Origin of the sequence: Amycolatopsis azurea DSM 43854 (assembly GCF_001995215.1) — a bacterium.
Taxonomy (GTDB): domain Bacteria; phylum Actinomycetota; class Actinomycetes; order Mycobacteriales; family Pseudonocardiaceae; genus Amycolatopsis; species Amycolatopsis azurea.
Window position 1 is genome coordinate 26,112 of record NZ_MUXN01000016.1, and the last position, 22,540, is coordinate 48,651.

General features: G+C 68.9%; 26 protein-coding genes and 1 pseudogene. 13 read left to right on the plus strand and 14 right to left on the minus strand.

Features of this window, described 5'->3' with window-relative positions; translation table 11 throughout:
• Positions 1 to 3 precede the first annotated feature (3 nt).
• Together B0293_RS21180 and B0293_RS21185 are read left to right on the plus strand one after the other, a co-directional pair.
• Entirely contained in the window at positions 4 to 606 is a 603-nt protein-coding gene (locus B0293_RS21180) for a TetR/AcrR family transcriptional regulator (protein WP_005162232.1), read from the plus strand.
• The gene (locus B0293_RS21185) at positions 599 to 1,750 is read left to right on the plus strand and encodes an acetyl-CoA C-acetyltransferase (protein WP_005162235.1); all 1,152 of its coding nucleotides are present in this window, start codon (positions 599 to 601) and stop codon (positions 1,748 to 1,750) included. Before B0293_RS21180 ends, B0293_RS21185 begins: the two co-directional genes overlap by 8 nt.
• Here the strand turns inward: B0293_RS21185 and B0293_RS21190 are convergent.
• Entirely contained in the window at positions 1,734 to 2,879 is a 1,146-nt protein-coding gene (locus tag B0293_RS21190) for an MFS transporter (RefSeq protein ID WP_077241353.1), read from the minus strand. The two genes, B0293_RS21185 and B0293_RS21190, sit on opposite strands and share 17 nt — an antisense overlap.
• 70 nt (positions 2,880 to 2,949) lie before the next feature.
• On the opposite strand from B0293_RS21190, the gene B0293_RS21195 reads away from it, so the two are divergent.
• A complete protein-coding gene (locus B0293_RS21195; RefSeq protein WP_005164329.1) occupies positions 2,950 to 3,402 on the plus strand; it encodes a winged helix-turn-helix transcriptional regulator in 453 nt (150 codons plus the stop codon).
• 571 nt (positions 3,403 to 3,973) lie between these two features.
• Here B0293_RS21195 and B0293_RS21200 read toward each other — a convergent pair.
• From B0293_RS21200 to B0293_RS21220, 5 genes are read right to left on the minus strand one after another with little or no spacing between them, the layout of a single operon-like run.
• Complete coding sequence (locus tag B0293_RS21200) at positions 3,974 to 5,317, minus strand: NAD(P)/FAD-dependent oxidoreductase (protein WP_005164334.1); 1,344 nt, start codon at positions 5,315 to 5,317, stop codon at positions 3,974 to 3,976.
• Positions 5,310 to 5,546: a ferredoxin gene (locus B0293_RS21205; RefSeq protein WP_005164337.1), complete on the minus strand. Its 237-nt coding sequence runs from the start codon at positions 5,544 to 5,546 to the stop codon at positions 5,310 to 5,312. The genes B0293_RS21200 and B0293_RS21205 overlap by 8 nt, the downstream gene beginning before the upstream one ends.
• Positions 5,547 to 5,578: 32 nt before the next feature.
• Complete coding sequence (locus tag B0293_RS21210; protein ID WP_005164340.1) at positions 5,579 to 6,184, minus strand: ferric reductase-like transmembrane domain-containing protein; 606 nt, start codon at positions 6,182 to 6,184, stop codon at positions 5,579 to 5,581.
• Positions 6,177 to 6,944, minus strand: coding sequence for a DUF4142 domain-containing protein (locus B0293_RS21215; protein WP_005164343.1), 768 nt, complete (start codon positions 6,942 to 6,944; stop codon positions 6,177 to 6,179). The genes B0293_RS21210 and B0293_RS21215 overlap by 8 nt, the downstream gene beginning before the upstream one ends.
• Positions 6,928 to 7,479: a hypothetical protein gene (locus B0293_RS21220; RefSeq protein ID WP_245192058.1), complete on the minus strand. Its 552-nt coding sequence runs from the start codon at positions 7,477 to 7,479 to the stop codon at positions 6,928 to 6,930. Before B0293_RS21220 ends, B0293_RS21215 begins: the two co-directional genes overlap by 17 nt.
• Before the next feature lie 245 nt (positions 7,480 to 7,724).
• On the opposite strand from B0293_RS21220, the gene B0293_RS21225 reads away from it, so the two are divergent.
• From B0293_RS21225 to B0293_RS21240, 4 genes and pseudogenes are all read left to right on the plus strand, one after another.
• Complete coding sequence (locus B0293_RS21225; protein WP_039919256.1) at positions 7,725 to 8,276, plus strand: sigma-70 family RNA polymerase sigma factor; 552 nt, start codon at positions 7,725 to 7,727, stop codon at positions 8,274 to 8,276.
• The gene (locus B0293_RS21230; protein WP_005164347.1) at positions 8,273 to 9,022 is read left to right on the plus strand and encodes an anti-sigma factor family protein; all 750 of its coding nucleotides are present in this window, start codon (positions 8,273 to 8,275) and stop codon (positions 9,020 to 9,022) included. Before B0293_RS21225 ends, B0293_RS21230 begins: the two co-directional genes overlap by 4 nt.
• A 224-nt stretch (positions 9,023 to 9,246) precedes the next feature.
• Positions 9,247 to 9,378, plus strand: a pseudogene (locus tag B0293_RS44980) (DUF1996 domain-containing protein); the annotation flags it as partial.
• Positions 9,379 to 9,633: 255 nt separating this feature from the next.
• Positions 9,634 to 10,191 (plus strand): sugar O-acetyltransferase, encoded by a 558-nt coding sequence (locus B0293_RS21240; protein WP_005164351.1) that lies wholly within the window; start codon positions 9,634 to 9,636, stop codon positions 10,189 to 10,191.
• Between the two features lie 122 nt (positions 10,192 to 10,313).
• On the opposite strand, the gene B0293_RS21245 is transcribed toward B0293_RS21240, so the two are convergent.
• Positions 10,314 to 10,781 carry an Lrp/AsnC family transcriptional regulator gene (locus B0293_RS21245; RefSeq protein ID WP_005164352.1) on the minus strand — a complete coding sequence of 156 codons (468 nt, stop codon included), beginning with the start codon at positions 10,779 to 10,781 and terminating at the stop codon, positions 10,314 to 10,316.
• Positions 10,782 to 10,884: 103 nt separating this feature from the next.
• On the opposite strand from B0293_RS21245, the gene B0293_RS21250 reads away from it, so the two are divergent.
• A complete protein-coding gene (locus B0293_RS21250; RefSeq protein WP_005164353.1) occupies positions 10,885 to 11,361 on the plus strand; it encodes a DUF2000 domain-containing protein in 477 nt (158 codons plus the stop codon).
• Positions 11,362 to 11,364: 3 nt separating this feature from the next.
• Here the strand turns inward: B0293_RS21250 and B0293_RS21255 are convergent, their stop codons facing one another.
• Genes B0293_RS21255 through B0293_RS21275 form a run of 5 tightly spaced genes read right to left on the minus strand, consistent with a single transcriptional unit; the run spans position 11,365 to position 15,562 of the window.
• Positions 11,365 to 12,156: an alpha/beta fold hydrolase gene (locus B0293_RS21255; RefSeq protein ID WP_005164354.1), complete on the minus strand. Its 792-nt coding sequence runs from the start codon at positions 12,154 to 12,156 to the stop codon at positions 11,365 to 11,367.
• Between the two features lie 31 nt (positions 12,157 to 12,187).
• Positions 12,188 to 13,234, minus strand: coding sequence for an NAD(P)H-dependent flavin oxidoreductase (locus B0293_RS21260; protein WP_005164355.1), 1,047 nt, complete (start codon positions 13,232 to 13,234; stop codon positions 12,188 to 12,190).
• Positions 13,231 to 13,956: a CoA-transferase subunit beta gene (locus tag B0293_RS21265; protein ID WP_005164366.1), complete on the minus strand. Its 726-nt coding sequence runs from the start codon at positions 13,954 to 13,956 to the stop codon at positions 13,231 to 13,233. The genes B0293_RS21260 and B0293_RS21265 overlap by 4 nt, the downstream gene beginning before the upstream one ends.
• The gene (locus B0293_RS21270; RefSeq protein ID WP_005164371.1) at positions 13,953 to 14,813 is read right to left on the minus strand and encodes a CoA transferase subunit A; all 861 of its coding nucleotides are present in this window, start codon (positions 14,811 to 14,813) and stop codon (positions 13,953 to 13,955) included. The genes B0293_RS21265 and B0293_RS21270 overlap by 4 nt, the downstream gene beginning before the upstream one ends.
• Positions 14,813 to 15,562, minus strand: a complete 750-nt coding sequence (locus B0293_RS21275) for an enoyl-CoA hydratase family protein (protein WP_005164374.1) — start codon at positions 15,560 to 15,562, stop codon at positions 14,813 to 14,815. Before B0293_RS21275 ends, B0293_RS21270 begins: the two co-directional genes overlap by 1 nt.
• Positions 15,563 to 15,653: 91 nt before the next feature.
• On the opposite strand from B0293_RS21275, the gene B0293_RS21280 reads away from it, so the two are divergent.
• Together B0293_RS21280 and B0293_RS21285 are read left to right on the plus strand one after the other, a co-directional pair.
• Entirely contained in the window at positions 15,654 to 16,451 is a 798-nt protein-coding gene (locus B0293_RS21280) for an SDR family oxidoreductase (protein ID WP_005164377.1), read from the plus strand.
• The gene (locus B0293_RS21285; protein ID WP_005164380.1) at positions 16,448 to 17,353 is read left to right on the plus strand and encodes an SDR family oxidoreductase; all 906 of its coding nucleotides are present in this window, start codon (positions 16,448 to 16,450) and stop codon (positions 17,351 to 17,353) included. The genes B0293_RS21280 and B0293_RS21285 overlap by 4 nt, the downstream gene beginning before the upstream one ends.
• Positions 17,354 to 17,552: 199 nt before the next feature.
• Here the strand turns inward: B0293_RS21285 and B0293_RS21290 are convergent, their stop codons facing one another.
• Positions 17,553 to 18,425, minus strand: a complete 873-nt coding sequence (locus B0293_RS21290; RefSeq protein WP_039919269.1) for a GNAT family N-acetyltransferase — start codon at positions 18,423 to 18,425, stop codon at positions 17,553 to 17,555.
• A 57-nt stretch (positions 18,426 to 18,482) separates the two neighbouring features.
• Between B0293_RS21290 and B0293_RS21295 the strand changes: the two genes are divergently transcribed.
• Together B0293_RS21295 and B0293_RS21300 are read left to right on the plus strand one after the other, a co-directional pair.
• Positions 18,483 to 19,337: an SCO6745 family protein gene (locus B0293_RS21295; protein WP_407640103.1), complete on the plus strand. Its 855-nt coding sequence runs from the start codon at positions 18,483 to 18,485 to the stop codon at positions 19,335 to 19,337.
• 40 nt (positions 19,338 to 19,377) lie between these two features.
• Positions 19,378 to 19,863, plus strand: a complete 486-nt coding sequence (locus tag B0293_RS21300) for a pyridoxamine 5'-phosphate oxidase family protein (protein ID WP_005164385.1) — start codon at positions 19,378 to 19,380, stop codon at positions 19,861 to 19,863.
• Positions 19,864 to 19,875: 12 nt separating this feature from the next.
• On the opposite strand, the gene B0293_RS21305 is transcribed toward B0293_RS21300, so the two are convergent.
• Complete coding sequence (locus tag B0293_RS21305) at positions 19,876 to 21,039, minus strand: steroid 3-ketoacyl-CoA thiolase (RefSeq protein ID WP_005164387.1); 1,164 nt, start codon at positions 21,037 to 21,039, stop codon at positions 19,876 to 19,878.
• A gap of 242 nt (positions 21,040 to 21,281) precedes the next feature.
• Here B0293_RS21305 and B0293_RS21310 point away from each other — a divergent pair, with 242 nt between their 5' ends.
• Positions 21,282 to 22,508 (plus strand): cytochrome P450, encoded by a 1,227-nt coding sequence (locus B0293_RS21310; RefSeq protein ID WP_005164395.1) that lies wholly within the window; start codon positions 21,282 to 21,284, stop codon positions 22,506 to 22,508.
• The last annotated feature ends 32 nt before the right edge of the window (positions 22,509 to 22,540 follow it).

Sequence of the window (22,540 nt, forward strand, 5' to 3'; positions counted from 1 at the left end):
GCGATGAAAGCCAGTCCAGGGTCCCGCCGCGCCGAACTGCTCGCCCTCGCGGCGAAGCTGTTCGCCGAGCGCGGCTACGTCTCCACCACCGTGCGGGACATCGCGGACGCGGCGGGGATCCTTTCGGGCAGCCTTTACCACCATTTCGACTCGAAGGAGTCGATGGCCGACGAGATCCTCACGGTGTTCCTCGACGAACTCTTCGGCGCCTACGCCGAGATCGTCGCGGAAGGCAGAGGCCCGCGGGAAACGCTCGAAGCCGTCGTCGTGGCGTCGTTCGAATCCATTCACCGGCGGCCCGCCGAAGTGGCGATTTACCAGTCCGAAGCGAAGCATCTGATGCAGTTGCCGCGGTTCGACTACCTCAACGACCGCAACACCGAATTCCGCAAACTGTGGAACGGGATCCTCACCGACGGCATCGCGGCGGGCGTGTTCCGCGAGGACCTCGACGTCGAACTCACCTACCGGTTCATCCGCGACACCGTCTGGGTGGCGGTGCGCTGGTACAACCCCGACGGATCGCTGAGCGCGGACGACGTCGCGCAGCAGTACCTCGGGATCCTGCTGGACGGCATTGCAACCAAAAGGAGGCGGCGTGGCTGAGGCGTATGTACTGGACGCGGTCCGGACTCCCGTCGGCAAACGCGGGGGAGCGCTCAGCGGCGTCCACTCCGCCGACCTCGGCGCCCACGTCATCCAGGCCGTCGTCGAACGATCGGGGGTCGAGACCGACCTGGTCGACGACGTCATCCTCGGCTGCTGCGACACGATCGGATCGCAGTCGGGGAACATCGCGCGCACCGCGTGGCTCGCGGCGGGATTCGGGCACCACGTCCCGGGCGTGACGGTCGACCGGCAGTGCGGTTCGAGCCAGCAGGCCGTGCACTTCGCCGCGCAGGCGGTGCTGTCCGGGACGATGGACCTCGTCCTCGCCGGCGGCGTGCAGAACATGAGCGCGATCCCGATCAGCGCGGCGATGCTGGCCGGGCGCGAGTACGGCTTCGAAGATCCGTTCTCCGGGTCGAAGGGCTGGCAGGCGCGGTACGGCAGCGTCGAGGTCTCGCAGTTCCGCAGCGCCGACATGATCGCCGAGCACTGGGACCTGACCCGCGAGGCGATGGAGGAGTTCGCCTACCGCAGCCATCAGCGCGCGATCGCGGCCATCGACGAAGGCCGGTTCGCCGCCGAGATCGCACCGTTCGCCGGTGTCGGCCTGGACGAGGGGCCCAGGCGCGACACCACACTGGAACGGATGGCCGGGCTGAAGCCGCTGAGCGAGGGTTCGCGGATCACCGCGGCCGTGGCCAGCCAGATCTCGGACGGCGCCAGCGCGACACTCATCGCGTCGGAGAAGTTCGTCGAGGAACACGGCCTCACCCCGCGCGCCAGGATCCACCACCTTTCGGTCCGGGCGGCGGATCCGGTGTGGATGCTGACCGGGCCGATCCCGGCGACCGCGCACGCGCTGCGCAAGACCGGCTTGCGCATCGAGGACATCGACCTGTTCGAGGTCAACGAGGCGTTCGCGAGCGTCGTCCTGGCGTGGATCGAGGAGACGGGCGCCGATCCGGACCGCGTCAACGTCAACGGCGGCGGGATCGCGCTCGGTCATCCCATCGGGGCGACCGGGACGAAACTGTTCGCGACCCTGCTGCACGAACTCGAACGCCGCGGCGGACGCTACGGGCTGCAGACCATGTGCGAAGGCGGCGGGACGGCGAACGTCACGATCATCGAGCGCCTTTGACACTCCACACGGCGAGTGCCGACGCGCTGAAAGCCGCGCCGAGCAGGCAGACCCCGGTCCAGCCCGCGACCGCGTAGACGGCCGTCGAGCCGATGGCTCCGACGCCGCTGCCGACCGAGTAGAAGATCATGTACCCGCCGATCAACCTGCTCCCGGCGTCCGGCCGGAGCGGGTAGATCAGCGTCTGGCTCGTGACGTGCACGGCCTGCACGGCCAGGTCGAGCAGGATCGCGCCCGCCACCAAGGCCCACAGTGACGCGCGCGTGAAACCCAGCGGCAGCCACGACACCAGCAGCAGTCCGAGCGCGAGCCCGGTCGTCCACTGTGCCCGGCCGCGGTCCGCGAGCCGTCCGGCGGGCGCCGCCGCCAGCGCGCCCGCCGCCCCGGCCAGCCCGAACGCGCCGATGGCGGTATGCGACAGGCCGTCCTCGCTGAGCGGCAGGGCGACGGAACTCCACAAGGTGCCGAACGCGGCGAAGATCAGCAGCGCGAGCGTTCCGCGCGTCCGGAAGACCGGTTCCTCGGCGAAAAGCGACAGCGTGGACCGCAGCAGCCGCCGGTAGCTCATGCCGTCTCCGGCGGGGGCCGAGGCGGGCAGGACGCGGTACAGCACGATCGCGATCAGCACGGTCACGCCGGCGGACACCACGTACACCGCGCGCCAGCCGGCGACGTCGGCCAGCGCCCCGGAAACCGTGCGTGCCAGCAGGATCCCGAGGACGACGCCGGTCGTCACGAGCCCGACCACCCGTCCTCGTCCGGCCGGATCCGCCAGCGACGCCGCGAACGCGACCAGGAGCTGGGTCACCACCGCGAGCACGCCGATCGCCGTCATCCCGGCGAGCAGGACCAGGCCGTTCGCGGCGGTCGCGGCGACCAGTTCGGCGACCGCGAGCAGCGTCAGCAGCCCGGTGACGAGCCGACGGCGTTCGAGCAGGTCACCGAGCGGGACCAGCAGGAACAGGCCCAGGCCGTAGCCGAGCTGCGTGAGCGTGACGATGCCGCCCACGGTCGACGCGGCGATCCCGAGATCGGCGCCCATGGTGACGAGCAACGGCTGCGCGAAGTAGATCGTGGCGACGGCCGTCCCGGCGGCCACGGCGAACAACAGGACGACTCCGAGACGCACTACCCCTCCAGTGTGGTTTCAACTTGCTACCACTGGCGACGGTAGAGCACTCCGGTTGTAAGATGCAACCATGGTGAAGCGGACGACGTTCGACGAAGCCCCGTGCCCGGTGGCGCGCTCGCTCGACACGATCGGCGACTGGTGGTCGCTCCTGATCGTGCGTGACGCCTTCGACGGCGTCCGCCGCTTCGGTGAGTTCCAGCGCGGCCTGGGCGTCGCGAAGAACATCCTGTCCGCCCGGCTGCGGGCGCTCGTCGGGCACGGCGTGCTCGACGTGGTCCCGGCTTCGGACGGGAGCACATACAGCGAATACGTGCTGACGGCGAAGGGGCGCGACCTGTTCCCGGTGATCGTCGCGCTGCGGCAATGGGGCGAGGCGCACTTCTTCGCCGAGGGTGAGCCGCGGTCCGAACTGGTGGACCGCGACGGCGGGCTTCCGTTGCGGGCATTGGAAGTCCACGCCTCGGACGGGCGCTCGGTCGGCCCGGACGACACCGTGGTGGTGAAGGCACCCGTTTCGTGAGTGGCGGGACGACAGTCCGTGAAGGCCTCCTTCACTACCTTCAGGGTAGGCAAGGAGGCCTTCACGGCAAGGCGACCGTTGTGCCGGGTGATCACCACGGCTCTCCGGCCACGACCTCGGCCTGTGGTGTCGCGAAAGCCACTTTCGAGACATCAGGTGTCCCGAAAGTGGCTTTCGCGTCACCCGGCGCCGACCCGGTGCGGTCTGGCGGGAGCCGACGTTGCGAAAGCCACTTTCGCAACGTTGAAGGTTGCGAAAGTGGCTTTCGCAACGTGTTCCGCCGTGGGCGCTCGACGCGAAGGGAGCCGTCCGCGTAGGCGATGCGGTGAACGACCACTCGCAGGCGCAGGCATAGATCGGGGCCCTCCCAGGTGAGTCAAGCCTGGAAGGGCCCCGACCGGATGCGGGGAGCCGGAAGGGCGGCACCCGACGGAGCCCGAATCACCGTCGGTCCCGGGATCCTCCCGGCATCCCCAAGGGGGTGGCGGTGGGCGCGGAGGCCCAGCTGCCCACCGCCACCTGAGGGGACCGCGGCCGCCGCGCGCGGCCCCGGTCCGGTCGCGATCCCGGGTCACCCGGCGGGAACGCGAGCCCAGGGCATCTCCTCCTGTGCGGGTACGGCCGCGGTCGGGGTGTCGGACAGGAAGTCCCGCTCGAACGGGGCGAGGACGTCCTCCCCGATCGGCGTCGACTCCCCGAGACCGGCGGCGAACGACGGCTCGGCGACAGCGGGAGCGGGGAACACCGGCTCGGGCACCGGCAGCCGCCGGTCGAGTTCGGCGGTCCAGTGGATCATCGCCTTCGGCCGGTCCCAGCCCGCCGCGCCGATCAGCCTGCCGTCACGGACGAAACCGGTGACCCCGTCGGAAAGCTCGATCGTGTCCTTGCCCAGCGAGGGCATCCCGACGGTCTGCAGGCGCGCGTCGTACAGGGACGACCAAGCGCGGGGGAGCGGCGTGTACGGCCTCGCGTTGCCCCGGCCCAGCATCAGGCTTTCCGCCGCCGCGCGGCCGGATTCGACGCCGTTCATCCAGTGCTCGACCCGGCGCGGGGTTTCGTCGATCCGCAGGTTCGGCCATTTCGCGACGTCGCCCGCGACCACGACGTCTTCGGCCCCGGTCGCGAACAGGGTCGCCTCGCAGAGGACGCCGTCCTCGATGGTCAGCTCCGAGCCGCGCAGCCAGTCCACCGCGGGCACACTGCCGATCGAGAGCACCACGCAACTGGCCACCAGGAACTGGTTGTTGGTCAGGTGCAGCCCGACCGTCTCCTTGGTGCTGATCCAGTTCCGCACCTCGGTGTTCATCGCCAGCTTGGCGCGATGGTGTTGGTGCTCCTTGGTGAGCGCCGACGCGATCCGCTCCCCGAAGCGGTGCAAAGGCGCCTTCGCGTGGCCGATGAGCGTGACGTCGCGGCCCATGTGCCGCATCGACGCGGCGAACTCGTTCCCGATCAGGCCGCTGCCGATCACCACGACGGATTTGTTGCTGTTCCCCAGCGCCCGCCGGACGGCCAGTGAATCCTCCACGGTGCGCAGCACCCGGACCCGGGGGTCGTGGCGCGGCGAGCCGGGGAGGTGCCGCGGGTAGACGCCGGTCGCGATGATCAAACCGTCGTACCACAGGGATTCCCCGCCGGGCAGGTGCACGGTGCGTTCCTTGCTGTCGAGCCAGGTCGCGCGGGTGCCGAGCCGCCAGTGGACGTCCAGGTCGAGGTACGGCTCCAGGCTCGCGGCCACCGGTTTCACACCACCGGTGATGAGCTCTTTGGACACCATCGGCCGGTGGTAGGGCTTCCGCGGCTCGTCGCCGACCAGCACGATCTCGCCGTCGAAACCGAGTTCCCGCAGTCGTTCCGCGGAACGGAGCCCGGCGACGCCCGCACCGACGATGACGATCCGATCTCCGTCACTCATCGTCGTACGCTCCTTCTCCCTTGACTCTGATGGCCTGTTTCGGACAGAGCCTGGCCGCCGAAATGGCCTGGTCCAAGCCGTCCCGGTCGACCATGCGGCGGATGCGGAGCTTGCCGTCCGGCCCGATCTTGAACGTGGCGGGTGCCTCCATCTCGCAGAAGCCGAAGATTTCGCACCGTTCGTTGTCGACGCTGACCCGAGTGCCGCGCCGTACGCTTCCGAAGATCATCTTTCTTCTCTCCCAGTCGTTTCGTGCGGCCGTCAGACCAGTTCCTCGACCAGGCCCAGCCGTTCCAGGTACCGGGTGGGCGTGAACCGCAGCGCGGTCAGCAGGACCACGGGGACCAGCAGCGTGATCCCGCCGAACCACAGGAGACCGAGGTGGCCGTTGGCCATGGCGCCGAAGAACGAATGCAGTGCCGTGATCGCGACCGCCGGATAGGCGAGCCGGTGGATCCACAGGAAGCGCCGGTAGGAACTGAACCGGCTGATCCCGCCGGTCAGCGCGACGGCGATCATGACCTCGAGCCCGACGACGCCGAGTTCGTGCCGCGCCAGCGTGCCCGGCAGGAGCGGGATCGAGATCTGCGCGAGGGTGAACCCGTCGGGCAGGAACACGAACGACATCGCGTGCACGACACCGAACGACAACGTCAGGATGCCGAGCACCATATGCGAGCTGCGCAGGGCCTTCCGGCCGGTCAGCGACTTGATCCAGCCGGTCGCGGTGAACACGCCCCAGCACAGGGTCAGGCACATGAAGCCGTACGCGATCCGGGCGGAGGTCTGCGCCATGCCCTTGATGCCGGGGTCCGTGTTCGTCTTCTGGGTCAGGACGACCACCACCTCGGACCACTGGTCATACATTGATCTCTCCAGGGGCACTGGGAACCAGGTCTGGTTCGGCGGCGGCCGCGCGTTTGCGGGTCCGGGTGTTCTTGGCGCGCAGGGTCCGGAGGGCGAAGAACAGTCCGCCGCCGAGTACGACCGCCAGCAGCAGGCCGAGGGCGAGGTCACCGAAACCGACGTCCATCGAGGCGTTGGCCGTGTTCGACTGCGGCGCCGGCGCTTCCGGCATCAGCGACTGGTCGACGACGCCGGTGCTCTCCAGCAGGGTCATGTGCCGCAGCACCGCCTGATTGGCCGTGGTGGCGTAGTCACGGACGACGTCGTTGCGGGTACCGGCCCTGACCTGCGCGATGATGGGGAACAGCACGCCGTGCGCGTACCGGAGCCGGTTGGCGAAGATGCGGTCGAACTCGGTGTCGTCGCGGGCGGCCTTCATCTCGCCGAGCCACGCGGACTGCTGGTCCGACGGCTCGGTCGGCAAGGTGATGCCGAACCGGTCGGCGATGGAGTGCGTCGCGGTGTCGAGCCTGCCGTGGTCGATCATCAGTGTCCGGCCGACTTCGCGGGTCCTCTTGCCCTTCCCGCGTTCCTGCGCCCACATCCCGGCGGGCATTTCCCACAGCCCGGCCAGTTTGACGTTGACGATCAGGTTCCGGTCCGCGGCGGACAGTTGCTGGGCGCGTGCGTCGCCGACGGGGCCGAGCAGGGTCACCGCGGCCGTGATCAGCAGGACCAGCAGCGGGCGGGAGAATCTGGGAAGGTCAGATGCCGAGGTCATCGGCCTGCCAGGTGTCCGCGGTGAGCAGCACTTTCGTGCCGTCCGGTTTGGCCGGGAACCACGCGTCGTCGACACCCTGCCCGCCGGTGTTGCCGGGCATCGCGTCGTTGGCGTTGCGGTAGAGCGGCCAGCCCGCGAGCGTGACCTGCTCGGTGCCGTCGTCCCTGGTCACGGTGCCGACCAGCGCGCGATCGATCCCGGTCACCACGAGGTCGCCGCCCGCCTTGGCGGGAATCCAGGTGCGCGAACAGGTTTCGGCGCAGTTCGACTTGGGCGGATTGACCGTGTCCTTGTCGTAGCGGTAAAGCGTGAAGCCATTGGTGTCGGTGACTATCGGTCCGAGGTCGAACAGGATCGCCGCCGTGACACCGGGAGCCGGTTCGGCCGCGGGGTCGGGCATACCCGGGATCTGGGCGGCTCCGGCGGCGGGAGCCGCGCCCGGGGAACCGTTCGGTCCCGCGGTACCGGTGGTGCAGGCCGAGGTCAGCGCGATCGCGGACAGGGTCAGGGTCAGAGGTATGACCGAGCGTGACACGGGGTTCACGGAAATCCTCCTGTCGGGGCCAGAGGAGTGTGCGCAGGCAGGTTTAAGTACACTGTGGACAGTCATGATCCACAGTGGATTCGGCGATGCGGGGGACAGCGCCGGGTCGGGGTCTTCGGTAGGGGATACGGTCACGAGTCGGGAACGGTTCAAAAAACTTTCACCGCGTGGAGAAACCGGTACCGAACGGTTTTGGTACTGGACTTATCGCCCCTGAGCACACAAAGATGTGCCGCGTGGGACGCCACTCTCGGATACTGCAGCCAATTGTCGATCATGAACCCGTGTCGAACGGGCATGACGACCTCATCAGGGCGTTGTACCAGGAGTTCGGGTCGAGCCTGATGGCGTTCGTGCTGAAGCTGACCGGTCACGATCGCCAGTGGGCCGAGGACGTGGTCCAGGAAACGCTCATCAAGGCGTGGCGCAACGCCGGCAAGCTCGACCGGCAGCCGGAGATGCTGCGCGCCTGGCTGTTCACCGTGGCCAGGCGCATCGTCATCGACGGCTGGCGGAGCCGGAGCGCCCGCCCTCAAGAGGTGGAGGAACTGGAGTCGGATTCGATCGGAGTACCGGACGAATCGGAGAAGACGCTCGCGGCCATGATCGTTTACGAGGCCCTGCGCAATCTTTCCCCGGAGCAACGTGAGGCCGTCCAGCAGACCTACCTGCGTGACCGGACCGTGAACGAGGTCGCGGCGACGCTCGGGGTTCCGCCGGGTACGGTGAAATCGCGGATCCACCATGCTGTGCGCGCGCTGCGCAGGGCGCTGCAGGAGCGGGGGTGAGCGAGGTGTCCGGAGCGCCGCACACGGATATCGCCGCCTACGTGCTCGGCGTCCTCGGCGAGGAGGACCACGTCAGGTTCGAGACGCATCTGCTGGAATGTCCTGAATGTCAGGTCGAGCTGGTGGAGATGTACCACCTGCCCGACATCCTGGACATGGTCAAGAAGAGCTGGCCGGACCCGCCCGTGAAGGGACCGGGTCCGCGTGTGCTGCGGATGCTGCTCGCGGACGCCGCCAAGGCGAACCGCCGCCGGAAGATCGTCCGGCTCGCGACGGCCGCCGCCGTCCTCGTGCTCGTCGTCGGCGGCCCGCTCACCGTCCTTTCGCTCACGAACCGTGAACCGGTCATCACGCAGGCCGCGCCCACGGTGGTCACCTCGGTGGTGTCGCCTACGCCGTCGTCCAGGGAAGCGGGCCCGGACGGCGGCGCCGCCCCGTTCGGCTGGTCCGAGGCGGGCAACGCGGTCGCCGCCGAGGTCACGGTCCAGGAGAAGGAGTGGGGCAGCGCCGTCGAACTCGAACTGCGCGGCCTCATCGGACCGATGACCTGCCAGCTCTTCGCCTACTCCCACGGTGGAGAGGCCTACGTCGTCAACAACTGGAGCGTTCCGGCCAAGGGGTACGGGGTTCCCGGCTCCCCGGATCCGCTCGTCATCACCGGTTCGACGGCCCTGCGGAAAGCCGACATCGAACGGTTCGAGGTGCACAAGCAGGACGGCACCGTGCTGGCCGTCGTGCGCCGATAACTTCTTTCGATCTTTTTTTGAACCGGTTCCCGGCGGGAACCGTATTAATCAGTAACCGGATCGAAATCCGGTGAAGGTGTAACTCATCCCCGGGTCTGCGTTTCGACGCGTCCGGAAAGGAATGAGGTGAGCAATCAATGGCACGAAATCAAGGGTGTCACCGTATCGCCCGGAGGACCAAGCTCGCGACCGCGCCGCTGGGTCTGTCGATCGCGAACTCGCCGGCAGTGGACTCTTTCGCTGAAGAGGACCACAACCCGTTCTCCGACCACGACGATTTCGCGAACGTGATGCCGGACCGGATCATGGATCGGCTCGTCGGTTGCGTCAACGAAGGCCGCAAGTGCCGCGAATGAGGCGCTGAGCGACCACTCCAGACGTCCTCGGCTCACTCCGACGGCCGAGGCGGTTCAACGCCCAGTGAGCACCGGCGAACAGGAGGAAGATACTCCGGCCCGGCGGGTCCCCCCTACACCTCACCCACCCGCCGGGCCGGCCCTACCCGAAATCGATCGACACAACTGAAGAACGCTCCGCAAGCGTTTACCCCGCCCTGTCGGCAGCCTCCCAGCGGAGGCCCGCCGACAGGGCCCTTTCGGTAGGTTGGCGGCATGGGTGAGCAAAAGGACCGCATGCTGCGCGGCGAGCTGTACCGGGACAACGACCCTGAACTCGTCGCGGATCGTAGGCGCGCGCAGGCCCTTGTGGACCGTTTCAACGGCACGGGCGCCGAGGAGACCGGTGAGCGGGACACGATTTTGCGTGAGCTGCTGGGAAAACTCGGTGAGGGTTCCTGGATCATGCCGCGGTTCCAGTGCGACTACGGCTATCTGATCGAGATCGGCGCCAACAGCTTCCTCAACTACGACGCGATCCTCCTCGACTGCGCCCCGATCAAGATCGGCTCGGACTGCTCGATCGGCCCGCGCTGTCAGCTGCTGACCGCGTTGCATCCCATGGAGGACCACGAACTGCGGCGGCAGCGCTGGGAATCGGCCGCGCCGATCACCATCGGGGACAACGTCTGGTTCGGCGGCGGCGTCATCGTCTGCGCCGGGGTGACCATCGGGGACGACACCGTGGTGGGTGCGGGCAGCGTCGTCACCCGGGACCTGCCGTCGAAGGTGTTCGCAGCAGGCAACCCGGCCCGCGTCATCCGGGAGCTCTGAGGCTTGGGCTGAAGGGGACCTTCCCCGCGTCTCACGCGGTCACTGTCCCCAATGAGGCATTGGAGACGCTCAGTGTCCCCAATGCCTCATTGGGGACACCAATCCCGCTATGTATCGCCCGCTCAGCGGTCCACCGGCGTGATCCGGGTGCGCCTGCTGTGCTCGAAGACCATGGAGGTCCGCACGTCCGCCACCTCCGCGCGCTCGGTCAGCTTGTCGATCACGAAGGCGTAGAGGGCGTCGTTGTCGGGAACCGCGACATGCAGGATGAAGTCCTCGGTCCCGGTGGTCACGTAGAGCCCGACGAGGTCGGGCAGCGCGTTGACCCAGTTCCGGAAGCCTTCGATGTTCCGCCGCGAGGGCGGGCGCACCCGCACCGCGATGAGCGCCTGCACCCCGCGGCCGATCGACGGCAGATCGACGTCCAGCAGCGCGCCGCGGATCACGCCGCGTTCCCGTAGCGCGCGGGTGCGATCCAGCGCCGTCGTCGGCGAAACCCCCACGGCGGCGGCCACCTCGCGGTTGGTCTTCCGTGCGTCCGACTGCAATTGCGCCAGGATCGCCTTATCAAGTTCGTCCAGTCGCGCCATCTCGGACCCGTCACCGTATTAAGTACGAACACGGTGGACTCTACTCGTATGTCCTCTTAGCTTGGCCTTGTTCATCCGTTGATGTGAGCAGGAGACCAGCTGAATGTCCGAGTACGGTACGGCCGTCGGGTTCGCCCCCGACGAGGTCGACTTCACCGCGTCCACGAGGTCGGCCCGGTTGAAATGGGTCATCGTGGTCAACAGCGAGCTGCCGCCCGGCCGCGCGGTCAACGCGGCGGTCTGCACCGCCGTCGCCACCGCGAAAGCCGTGTCCGGTCTGCTCGGTGACGAAGCGGTCGACGCCGACGGCGAGCACTACACGGGCTTGCCCTGGGTCGGCTGCTCGATCCTGTCGGCCGACGCCGAGAAGCTGCGGGCCATCCGCGCCAAGGCCGCGGCCTCACCGGGCTGCCACGTCGCCGACATGCCCGAGATCGCCCAGCGGATCCGGGTCTACGACGACTTCCTCGCGACGATGAAGGAGATCCCGACCGGGGAGATGGGCTACTGCGCGATCGGTATCGTCGGGCCGCGCAACCGGATCGACAAGCTGGTCGGGAAGCTGCCCCTGATGGCGTGACGCTCAGCCTTCGAGCAGGTCCCGCAGCGCTTCGGTGAACTGGGCGGGGTTCCGCTGCGGTGCCAGATGCGCTCCCGGCATCTCCGTGAACGGCAACCCCAGTTCCAGCGCGAGGATCTTGGCGGGCTGGTAGTGGTAGTGCCCCCGGCTGCCGGCACCCGCGACGGGGAAGATCTCGGTCCTCGCCCTGCGCAGGGCCCGCAGATCGGGCAGGTAGTCGAGGATCTCGGCCAGCTCGCGGGCGAACAGCCGCTTCCAGTCCTCCTCGTTCGGCAGCCGGATCGCGCGGAGTTCGGGCAGCGCGGCACCGGCGATCCCGTCGGTGAACCGTTTGAACGCCCCCATCAGGTCGCCCGCCTGCGCGAGCCGCACCTGCGCGTTGGCCTCGTCGAGCCAGCCGAGCGCGTCCGGGAGCAGCTGGACGGCGGGAGGTTCGTGCGCGACCAGGACGCTCGCCGCGTCCGGGTAGCGGGCGACGAGGTCGAGGCCGATCAGGGCGCCCGCGCTGGTCCCGAACACACTCGCCGGTCCGCCGCCGACGTGCTGGAGGACGGCGTGGGCGTCGTCGGCCTGCTTTGGCACGCTGACCGGCCCGGTGCTGGTGTCGGTGCTGCGGAAATGGCCGCGCCGGTCGTAGGTGACGACGGTGTGGTCGCCGGCGAGCAGCTTCGTCATCGCCCGGAAGGTGTCCGCCGAGCCCAGCCCACCGGCGATCAGGAGCAGAAGCGGCCCTTCGCCGGTACTGCGGACGTACAGCTCACCGTCCTCGACCGGACAACGACTCTCCGAGATCATGGCCGAAGTCAAGCACAGCGCGCTCGGTCCTTCACTCGGAGCCCAGCCGCCGCAGGACCTCGGAGGCGTCCGCCACGATCTTCTCGATCAGCTCGCCGATCGCGGGCAGGTCGTCGAGCAGGCCGACGACCTGCCCGGACGCCAGCACCCCGGCGCTCCGATCGCCCTCGACGAGCCCGGCGCGCAGCAACATCGGTGTGTTGGCGGCCATGAGCACCTGCGACCACGTCCGGTCGCCGCCGCGTTTCATGCGCAGCCCCTCGGTGGCCAGCGAACGCCACGACAGCCCGCTCAGCTTCCGGAACTTCGCGGCGTTGCGAGCCGCCCTGGCGAGCCCGCTGACCGGACCGGCGGACTCGAGCGCGTCGACCAGTTCCGTCCGCAGGACGCGATGCGGCATCCCGTCCACCTTGCGGGTGACGACGGTGCCGTTGAGGTCACGGGCGAGGTACGCCCGCTTGATCTCGTCGGGGACGGTGCTTTCCTTCGTCAGGAGGAACCGGGTGCCCATGGCGACCCCGGCCGCCCCGTAGGCCAGCGCGGCGGCCAGCCCGCGGCCGTCGAAGAAACCGCCCGCCGCGACCACCGGGATGTCGACGGCGTCCAGCACCGACGGCAGCAGCAGTGTCGTCGCGACCCCGCCGGTGTGCCCGCCGCCCTCGCCGCCCTGCACGATGACGGCGTCGGCGCCCCAGCCCGCGACCTTCTCCGCGTGCCTGGCCGCGCCGACCGAGGGGACGACGAGGACGCCGTTGTCCTTCAGCCGCGCGATCATGTCCTTCTTCGGCGCGAGCGCGAAGGAAGCGACCCTGACTTCCTCGGTGATGAGCAGTTCGACCCGGCGCCCGGCGTCTTCCGCGTCCGCGCGGAGGTTGACCCCGAACGGCCGCGACGTGCGGCTCTTGACCTCCTTGATCGCCGCCGCCAGTTCGTCGTAGGTCATCGTCGCGGAGGCGAGGATGCCGAGGCCGCCCGCTTCCGCCGTCGCGGACACCAGCCGCGGCCCGGCGACCCAGCCCATCCCGGTCTGCACGACCGGATGCCGGATCCCGGCCAGTTCGGTCAACGCTGTCTTCACGACGGGACTTCCTTGTCCCGCGAGGACTTCGGATCGAGACTGGTCCGGATGAGGAGCAGTTCGGACTCGGTCGGCAGCCGGGTTTCCGTGACGCCGTCGGTGATCAGCGGGAACGACGTCGCCTCGACGACATCGTCCACGGAAACCCCCGGATGCACGGAAAGCAGCCTCGGCGCGTGGTCTTCGCCGCCGAAGTCCAGGACGCCGAGGTTGGTGACGACGCGGTGGACGTCGTGATGCCGCAGGCCGGCCTCGCGCGCCCTGACATAGCCGACACCGGACACGATGTCGACCTGATCGACGAAGACCCGCTTGCCGTGCCGCGGAACCCAGTAGCTCGTGCGGTGGTTGGCCGTGTTGCCCGGTCCGCCGCGCACCCCGAGAAGTTGTTTCTTGGGACGGGAATGCTCGCCGATCGCCGAGATGTTCTGGTTCCCCTCCCCGTCGATCTGGTTGGCGCCCATCACGACGTGACGTTTTCCGCGTGGTACGACGGTGTCGAGGACCTTGCGGAACGGCTGCCAGCCTTCGACGACGGCGTCCGGCGTCATCAGGTACGCCTCGCCGTCGGACAGCAGGATGTCCGGTTCGAACGTCAGCCTGGCGAGCCGGGCGCCCAGCGACGGGATGAAACCCATGGGGCTCACCACGATTTCGCCGTCGCCGCGGAACAACTCGGCGCAGGCGACGACCGCCACTTCGGCACGACTGATGTCACTCATGCGGACTCCCCGAATTCGGCGACGGCCTTCTGGTACTGCGCTTCGTCCCCGGACAGGAACCGGTCGACGAAGTCCGGCCACGCGTCCAGATCCTTGGCGGCCTGGGCGTAGTGGCGCTGGAAGCGTTCGTCGCGTCCGTAGTCCGGGACGGCGGTGGTGAAATGCGCGCCGTTCGGCGTTTCTGCGACCCCGGTGACGAGCATGCGGCTCAGCAGCAGGCTCTGCACCGGTCCCGCTTCGGCGAGTTCGGCCGTCTCCACGATCTTTTCCGTGGACACGTAACACTTGTCGGCGGCGAGCGCGAACAGTTCGTCGAAGTACGGATCCGGGCCGAGGTACTGCGCGTTGCCCCGGACGTCGGCGCGGTTGAGGTGGACGAAGGCCGCGTCGAGGGTGAGCGCGGGCACGGCCAGCAGTTCCTCCGCGTCGTCGTACGGCGAGCGGACGACGCGCAGTGACGGGTTCAGGTCCATGACGCCCGAGCCGAGGCCCGCGCGCGTCGGCAGGAACGGAAGCCGTTGCGCGGCAGCGGAAAGGCCGGTCCCGAAAACGCCTTCGTCGTACTCGGTGACGGTGATCGCCCCGGTCTCCCGCGCCCGCGAGAACCACGGGTCGTAGGGGATCGTGTCCAGGGTGACGAAGCCGAAGACGAGGTGCTTGATCTTGCCCGCCGACGCCAGCAGCCCGACGTCGGGGCCGCCGTAGGAGACCACGGTGAGGTCCTTGACCGGTGAACGCAGGATCGCGCGCACCAGCGCCATGGGCTTGCGCCGGGAACCCCAGCCGCCGATCCCGATCGTCATGCCGTCTTCGAGTTCGCCGGCGATCTCGTCCGGCGTCATCCGCTTGTCGGCCATCACTTCCCCTTACCGTCCAAGAACTCCTGGCGCGCTCCGTCGGAGACGCCCGCCAGGTTGAGTTCGAAGGTGAATCCCTGTTCGAAGCGGTAGCTGCGGTGCACGGGCTGGACGTCGATGCCGTTGATGGCCTGTTTCGCGGCGCGGATAACGCGGGTGTCCTTCGCCGCGATCTGCCGGGCGACGCCGAGCGCGGTCTCGTCGAGTTCGTCCCGCGAGACCACGGCGTAGACCGAACCGTGGTGGTGCAGCTGAGCCGCGGTGATCGTCGAGGCCGTGTAGTACAGGGCCCGCATCAGATGCTGGGGGACCAGCCGCGCGAGGTGGGTCGCCGCGCCCAGCGCGCCGCGATCGACCTCGGGAAGCCCGAAAGTGGCGTCCTCGCTGGCGACCACCACGTCCGCGTTGCCGACCAGGCCGACCCCGCCGCCGAGACAGAAGCCCTGCACCGCGGCGATCACCGGGACCGCGCAGTCGTACACGGCGGAGAACGCCGCCGCGCAGCCCTCGTTCGCGCCGATCAGCGCGCCGTACCCGGGATCGCGCTGGATCTCCTTGATGTCGACCCCGGCGTTGAACCCCCGGCCCTCCGCGCGCAGCACCACGACATGCGTCGCGGGATCCCGCCCGGCGTCGGTGACGGCGGAGGCGAGGGCGAACCATCCCTTCACGCTCAGCGCGTTCACCGGGGGCGCGTCGACCGTGACCACGGCGATGCCGGGCTCCGGGGAGTGGGTGGAAACGGTCATCGGGCACCCTCCACAGCTACCAAACCTAGCACTTGCTTGGTACGTTAGCAGGACGCCCGGCCCGGGTACAGCGACCGTGAAGGAGGCCCGCATGGCACTCGAACTCCGGCTCGACGGCGCCGTGGTGCTGGTGACCGGCGGGGTACGCGGCGTCGGCGCCGGTGTCACCAGGACTTTCCTGCGGGCCGGCGCCGAAGTCGTCACCTGCGCCCGCACCGAACCCGAGCGGCCGGTGTGCGCCGGTGACCAGGTGTCGACGTTCATCTCCTGCGACGTCCGCGACCCGAAGGAGGTCGACGCGCTCATCGAGGAGATCGTCCGGCGGCACGGCAGGCTCGACGTCGTGGTCAACAACGCGGGCGGCGCGCCGTACGCCAAGGCGTCGGACGCGTCACCGCGGTTCCACGAGAAGATCGTCGCGCTGAACCTGCTGGCGCCGCTGACCGTCGCCCGCGCGGCGAACGCGCTCATGCAGCGTCAGGACGGCGGCGGCGTCATCGTGAACATCAGCAGTGTCAGCGCGACGAGACCTTCGCCCGGGACGGCGTCCTACGGCGCGGCGAAAGCGGGCCTGGACAACCTGACCGCGACGCTCGCCGTCGAGTGGGCGCCGAAGGTGCGGGTCAACGCGCTCGACGTCGGCATGGTGCGGACGGAACACTCGCATCTGCACTACGGCGACGAGGCGGGGATCGCGGCCGTGGGCGCGACTGTCCCCTTAGGACGATTGGCCGACCCCGACGAGATCGGTTCTTGCGCGGTGTTCCTGGCGTCTCCGTTGGCGTCCTACGTCAGCGGTGCCTGTCTGACCGTGCACGGCGGGGGAGAGCTGCCCGCTTTCCTCGCCGCTTCCAATTCCCAGGCAAAAGAACGAAAGGAGCCGGTGTGAGCGGGATCGCCGACGGCCGGATCGTGGTGGTGACCGGAGCCGGTCGAGGCATCGGACGGGCGCACGCGCTCGCGTTCGCCGCCGAGGGCGCGCGGGTGGTGGTGAACGACCTCGGCGCCGGCATCGACGGCAGCGGCGGGTCGGCGGGTCCGGCGCAGGACGTCGTCGACGAGATCGAGGCGCTCGGCGGCAAGGCGGTGGCGAACACCGACGACATCGCTTCCTGGGACGGCGCGGCTTCTTTGGTCCGCACCGCGATCGAATCCTTCGGCGGGCTGGACGTCCTGGTCAACAACGCGGGTTTCCTGCGCGACCGGATGCTGGTCAACCTCGGCGAGGACGAGTGGGACGCCGTCATCCGCGTCCACCTGAAGGGCCATTTCGCGCCGACGCGGCACGCCGCGGAGTACTGGCGGGCCGAGGCGAAGGCGGGCCGGACGCGGGCCGCGCGGGTGATCAATACCAGCTCCGGCGCGGGTCTGCTCGGCAGTGTCGGGCAGGGGAACTACGCGGCCGCGAAGTCCGGGATCCTCGGGCTCACGCTGGTCGCCGCGACCGAATTCGCGCGCTACGGCGTCACCGTGAACGCGATCGCCCCGGCCGCCCGCACCCGGATGACCGAAGAGGCGTTCGCCGACGACATGGCCGCGCCGGAGGCCGGTTTCGACGCCATGGCACCGGAAAACGTGTCGCCGCTGGTGGTGTGGCTCGGCAGTGAGGAGTCGTCCGGGGTGACCGGGCGGGTGTTCGAGGTCGACGGCGGACGCGTCTCGATCGCGCAGGGCTGGCGACACGGCACGGTGCGGGACAAGGGATCGAGGTGGTCGCCCGCCGAACTCGGACCGGTGGTGGCCGAGTTGCTGGCGGAGGCTCCGGTCCCTGAAGCCGTCTACGGGACTTAGGTCTTCAGGGCCCGCCGCTCACGTCCCGGCCAGGGGCAGCGTCCGGGCTCGGGCTCCGCAGACAGGGTGCGAAAGCCACTTTCACAACGTTGAGTGTTGCGAAAGTGGCTTTCGCAACACGGCGTGGTGGGTGGAAATAGGGACACTCGGCCGCCCTCCACCGCGTGAGACTCGGGGAAAGCCCCCTCAGCCACGGGGCTTAGGCGTCCCTCGTCAGGTCCCGGGTCTCGGCCCACGGCTGGAACCCGCCCGACTTGTAGGTCGTCACGGCGGCGACGTTGGAGCTGGGTGTGTTCACGGTCGCGCTCGACGAGCCGAGCTCCTGGAGCGCGGCCGCCGCGGCGACGGTGATCGCCCGGCCGTACCCGTGTCCGCGCTGGTCCCGGTGCACGCCCATCGGTTCGAGCAACCCGGGCTTGCCGACACCGGCCGACCACACGGCCACCGCCGCGACGGCAGCGCCGTGGTCGTCATAGCCGAGCAGGCACCGGGCATCGGCGTAAGCAGTCCCGGAGGCCAACGTCCGCCACGTCTCGGCGGTGAACGTCGAGCCGTTGAACGCCGTCCCGATCACTTCGGCCCACTCGGCCGCCAGGTCTGCTCCGACCGTCTCGATCCGCAGGTCCGGGGCCTTCACCGGCTCGGTGAGATCGAGGCTCAGCGGCGTCCACGGTTCCTCCTCGTCGACGTGCCAGCCGTGCCCGGGCAGCAGGTCCTGGAGCAGCGCGTCCATCGGTGCCTCGACGAACACCTTCCCCTCGGGCAGGACACCGCGCTCCGGCGTGGCCACGTCTTCGGCCAGCTGTCGCGTCAGTTCCTCGTCCCGGCGGACGTCCGGCGCGGTCGTGAGCCGCAGCAGGTCGGCTCCGTCCAGGAACCCGACGGCGAGGATCCGGCCGTCCCGGCGCCAGATCCGGACCGCCTCGGCAGTCGCGTCCGCCCCCTTGCGCCAGTACCAGCCGAGGTCACCGGGATGCAGTTGCCACGCCACCCCGTCGGACTGCCACTCCCGCAACGCGGCCACGGCCTCGTCCAGTCCGTCGGTTCCCGGCTTTTCCACGGTGATCGCCATGCCCGTGATCACACACCACCGCGCGAGGAGTCGCATCCGGTTTTCGGCGAGGCCAAGATGAGGGGTGTGACGTCACTTCAGCGCCGCTTCTGGGAGGCGGTCGAGCCGCTGCACGCCGTCGTCTACTTCGCGCCGGAAACGGCGGCCGCGGCCAAGGCTGTCGGCCTGCCGAGCTGGTGGATGGGCTATTTCGCCGGTCGCGTCGCGCCGCTGGGGCCGCTGCCGGAACCACCCGTGACCGCGATGCTGTTCGGGTTCGCCCCGCGCATGGTCGCGCGATCCCTGCCCGACGCGTGGAAGTACGCCGAGCCTGCCGTCGTGCTCCAGAGCCGGATGGACGCCGTCGAGGCGGCCTTGAAGCGGATCCTGCCCGTGGACGCGCCTTTCCACGAACTCGCCGACTTGCTCGAACAGGCCGTCACCGGATGCGAGTACGCGGGCAGGCCACTCGCCGCCGCTTGGTCCTCGGTCGCCAAGCCGGCCACACCGATCGGGAGGATCTGGCTCGCGGCGACGGTGCTGCGCGAGCATCGCGGGGACGGTCACGTCCTCTCCGCCGTCGCCGCCGGGTTGCGCGGGCTCGACACCACGATGACCCACATCGGCAGCGGGGCGGTGACGCGTGAGGTCATCCAGGTCAACCGCGGCTGGTCCGACGAAGACTGGGACGAGAGCGTCGCGCGCCTGACCGGGCGGGGCATCCTCGACGGCGACCTGAAACTCACCGAGTCCGGAATCGTTCTACGCCAACGGATCGAGGACGACACCGACCGCCTCGCCACCGGCCCGCTCGACGCGCTGGGATCCGACGGCGTCGCCGACGTCGTGCGGATGGCCGTCCCGTTGAGCCGCCGGATCTTCGACGACGGAGCGATCCCGCTGCCGAACCCGATGGGGGCGCCGCGACCCTGAGCCCCCGAAACTGTCGGACCCCGGTGGGACGCTGTTCCGCATGGCGACGTGGCAGCAGTTCAGTGAAGAGGCGCCCGCGATGGCGGCGAAGATCAAGGAGCGGTTCACCGCGACGAAGTCGCATGTGCTGGCGACGGTCCGGCGGGACGGCTCGCCCCGGGTCAGCGGCAGTGAGGTCGATTTCCGTGAACAGGATCTGCTGATCGGTTCGATGATCGGCGCCGTGAAGGCGAAAGACCTGCAACGCGACGGCAGGTTCGCGATCCACGCCGCCTCGGCGATCGACGAGGGCGGCGCGGACGCGAAGGTGTCGGGAAAGGCCGTCGAGATCACGGATCCGGCGGAGGTCGCCCGGCTGCAGGGTGACGACGGCGAGGCCCACGTGTTCCGGCTCGACCTCACCGAGGCGGTGCTGACCTGGGTCGAGGGCAACACCATCTATTTCGACTTCTGGAAGGAGGGCCAGGGGAGCAAACGGCTCGCGAGGCCGGACAACGGTCCGGTGGTCGAGGTCGCCTTGGACTAGTCCCGCGTGGCGCTAGATCCGTTCGATGATGGTGCCGGTGGACAGCGCGCCGCCGGCGCACATCGTCACCAGCGCGGTGCTCGCGTCGCGGCGTTCCAGTTCGTGCAGCGCCGTGGTCAGCAGGCGGGCGCCGGTGCTGCCGACGGGATGCCCGAGCGCGATCGCGCCACCGTTCACGTTGACCTTGTCCTCGTCGGGCCGGTGCACCCGTTGCCACGACAACACCACCGAAGCGAACGCCTCGTTGACTTCGAAGAGGTCGAGGTCGCCGATCGTCATGCCCGCCTTGGCCAGGACGCGTTCGGTCGCCTGGACGGGGCCGTCGAGGTGGTAGTACGGCTCCGCGCCGACCAACGCCTGCGAGACGATCCGCGCCCGGGGCTTGAGGCCCAGCGCCTTGGCCCGGTCCGAGTCCATCAGCAGGAGCGCGGCCGCGCCGTCGGAGATCTGCGAAGACGTCCCGGCCGTGTGCACGCCGCCTTCGAGGACGGGCTTGAGCTTGGCGAGCCCTTCGACGGTCGTCTCACGGAGTCCCTGGTCACGGGTCACCAGCCGGGTCTCGCCGGTCGGCTTGCCGTCCTCGCCGAGCACGGGCGCCTTCACCGCGACGACCTCGCGGTCGAAGTGCCCGGCCGCCCACGCGGCGGCGGCCTTGGCCTGCGACGCCGTGCCGAACCGGTCGACGTCCTGGCGGGTGATCCCGCGGCGTTCCGCGATCCGCTCGGCCGCGCCGTACTGGTTCGGCATGTCGATCGACCACGACTCGGGCCGCGGCGTGCCGATGCCTTCGCCGCGGTTAGCGCCCAGCGGTACGCGGCTCATCGCCTCGACGCCGCAGGAGATGCCCGCGTCGATCGCCCCGGCGGCGATGAGCCCGGCGATCAGATGGGTCGCCTGCTGCGCGGAGCCGCATTGGGCGTCGATGGTGGTCGCGCCCGTGGTCTCGGGGAGACCGGCGTGCAGCCACGCCGTCCGCGTGACGTTGCCTGCCTGCTCACCGGCCTGGGTCACGGCACCGCCGATCGCCTGTTCGACCAGCTCGGGAGCGAGTCCCGCGCGTTCGAGCAGGGCGCGCTGCGCCGCGCCGAGGATCTCGGCGGCGTGCAGACCCGCCAGCTGGCCCCTGCGCTTGCCGACAGGGGTGCGGACCGCCTCGACGATCACCGGACTACCCACGTTCGCCTCCTGGGAAACACCGTTCACTACGGAAAAAGTAGAACACGTTCTTGATTTGAGCAAGTCGCCCCAGGGTTGGCCCGATTTTGATCACTGGTCGCGGTTTCCGCTTCTTGCTGGGTATCCATGATCGGACGTGGTTGAGTTAACGGGTTTCACTAAACCCCTTCACGTGACGGACGCCATATGCTTCAATCGGGCCTAGAACGTGTTTCATTGGCGAACCGCGTAGGAGGTAGCCCGTGGCCGCTCCCCTGATCCCCGCCGGTTTCGATTTCACCGATCCGGACCTTTACGCCACCAGACTGCCTCTGGAGGAGTTCGCCGAACTCCGCCGCACGGCACCGGTCTGGTGGAACCCTCAGCCGCACAACACCGCGGGTTTCCGCGATGACGGCTACTGGGTGGTCAGCCGGCTCGAGGATGTCAAGGCGGTGTCGAGGGACAGCGAGCTGTTCTCCTCCCGGGAGAAGACCGCGATCATCCGCTTCGACGAGCACATGACCGACGACAGCCTCGAAGCCAACCGGCTGGTCCTGCTCAACATGGACGCCCCGCAGCACACGAAGCTCCGGCGGATCGTGTCGAAGGGCTTCACGCCGAGGTCGATCGCGAAGCTCGAAGACACCCTGCGCGACCGCGCCGAGCGAATCGTCAGCGAGGCCAAGAAAAAAGGCTCCGGCGACTTCGTCGTCGACGTCGCGTGCGAGCTTCCCTTGCAGGCCATCGCCGAACTGATCGGCATCCCGCAGGAAGACCGGCTGAAGATCTTCGACTGGTCCAACCAGATGGTGTCCTACGACGACCCCGAGTACGAGGTCGAACCGCTCGCCGCGTCGGCGGAGATCGTCGGCTACGCCTGGAACATGGCCGAAGAACGGCGTAAGTGCCCGATGGACGACATCGTCACGAAGCTGGTGCAGGCCGACGTCGACGGCGAATCACTGGCCTCCGACGAATTCGGCTTCTTCGTCATCCTGCTCGCCGTCGCGGGCAACGAGACGACGCGCAACGCGATCACCCATGGCATGAAGGCGTTCCTCGACCACCCCGATCAGTGGGAGCTGTACAAGAAGGAGCGTCCGAAGACCGCGCCGGACGAGATCGTCCGCTGGGCCACCCCGGTGGTCGCCTTCCAGCGCACCGCGACCCGGGACACCGAGCTGGGCGGGCAGCGGATCCGCAAGGGCGACCGGGTCGGGATGTTCTACAGCTCCGCGAACTTCGACCCGGACCACTTCGACGAGCCGGAGAAGTTCGACATCCTCCGCGAGGACAACCCGCACGTCGGCTTCGGCGGCACGGGTTCGCACTACTGCATCGGAGCCAACCTCGCGCGGCTGGAGATCGACCTGATCTTCAACGCCATCGCCGACGTCATGCCGAACATCAGCGAGGTCTCCCAGCCCGACCGGCTCCGGTCGAGCTGGCTCAACGGGATCAAGCACTACCAGGTGCGCTATGCCTGACCAAGCAGCCTGATCGGCCGGAAGCGAGTCCG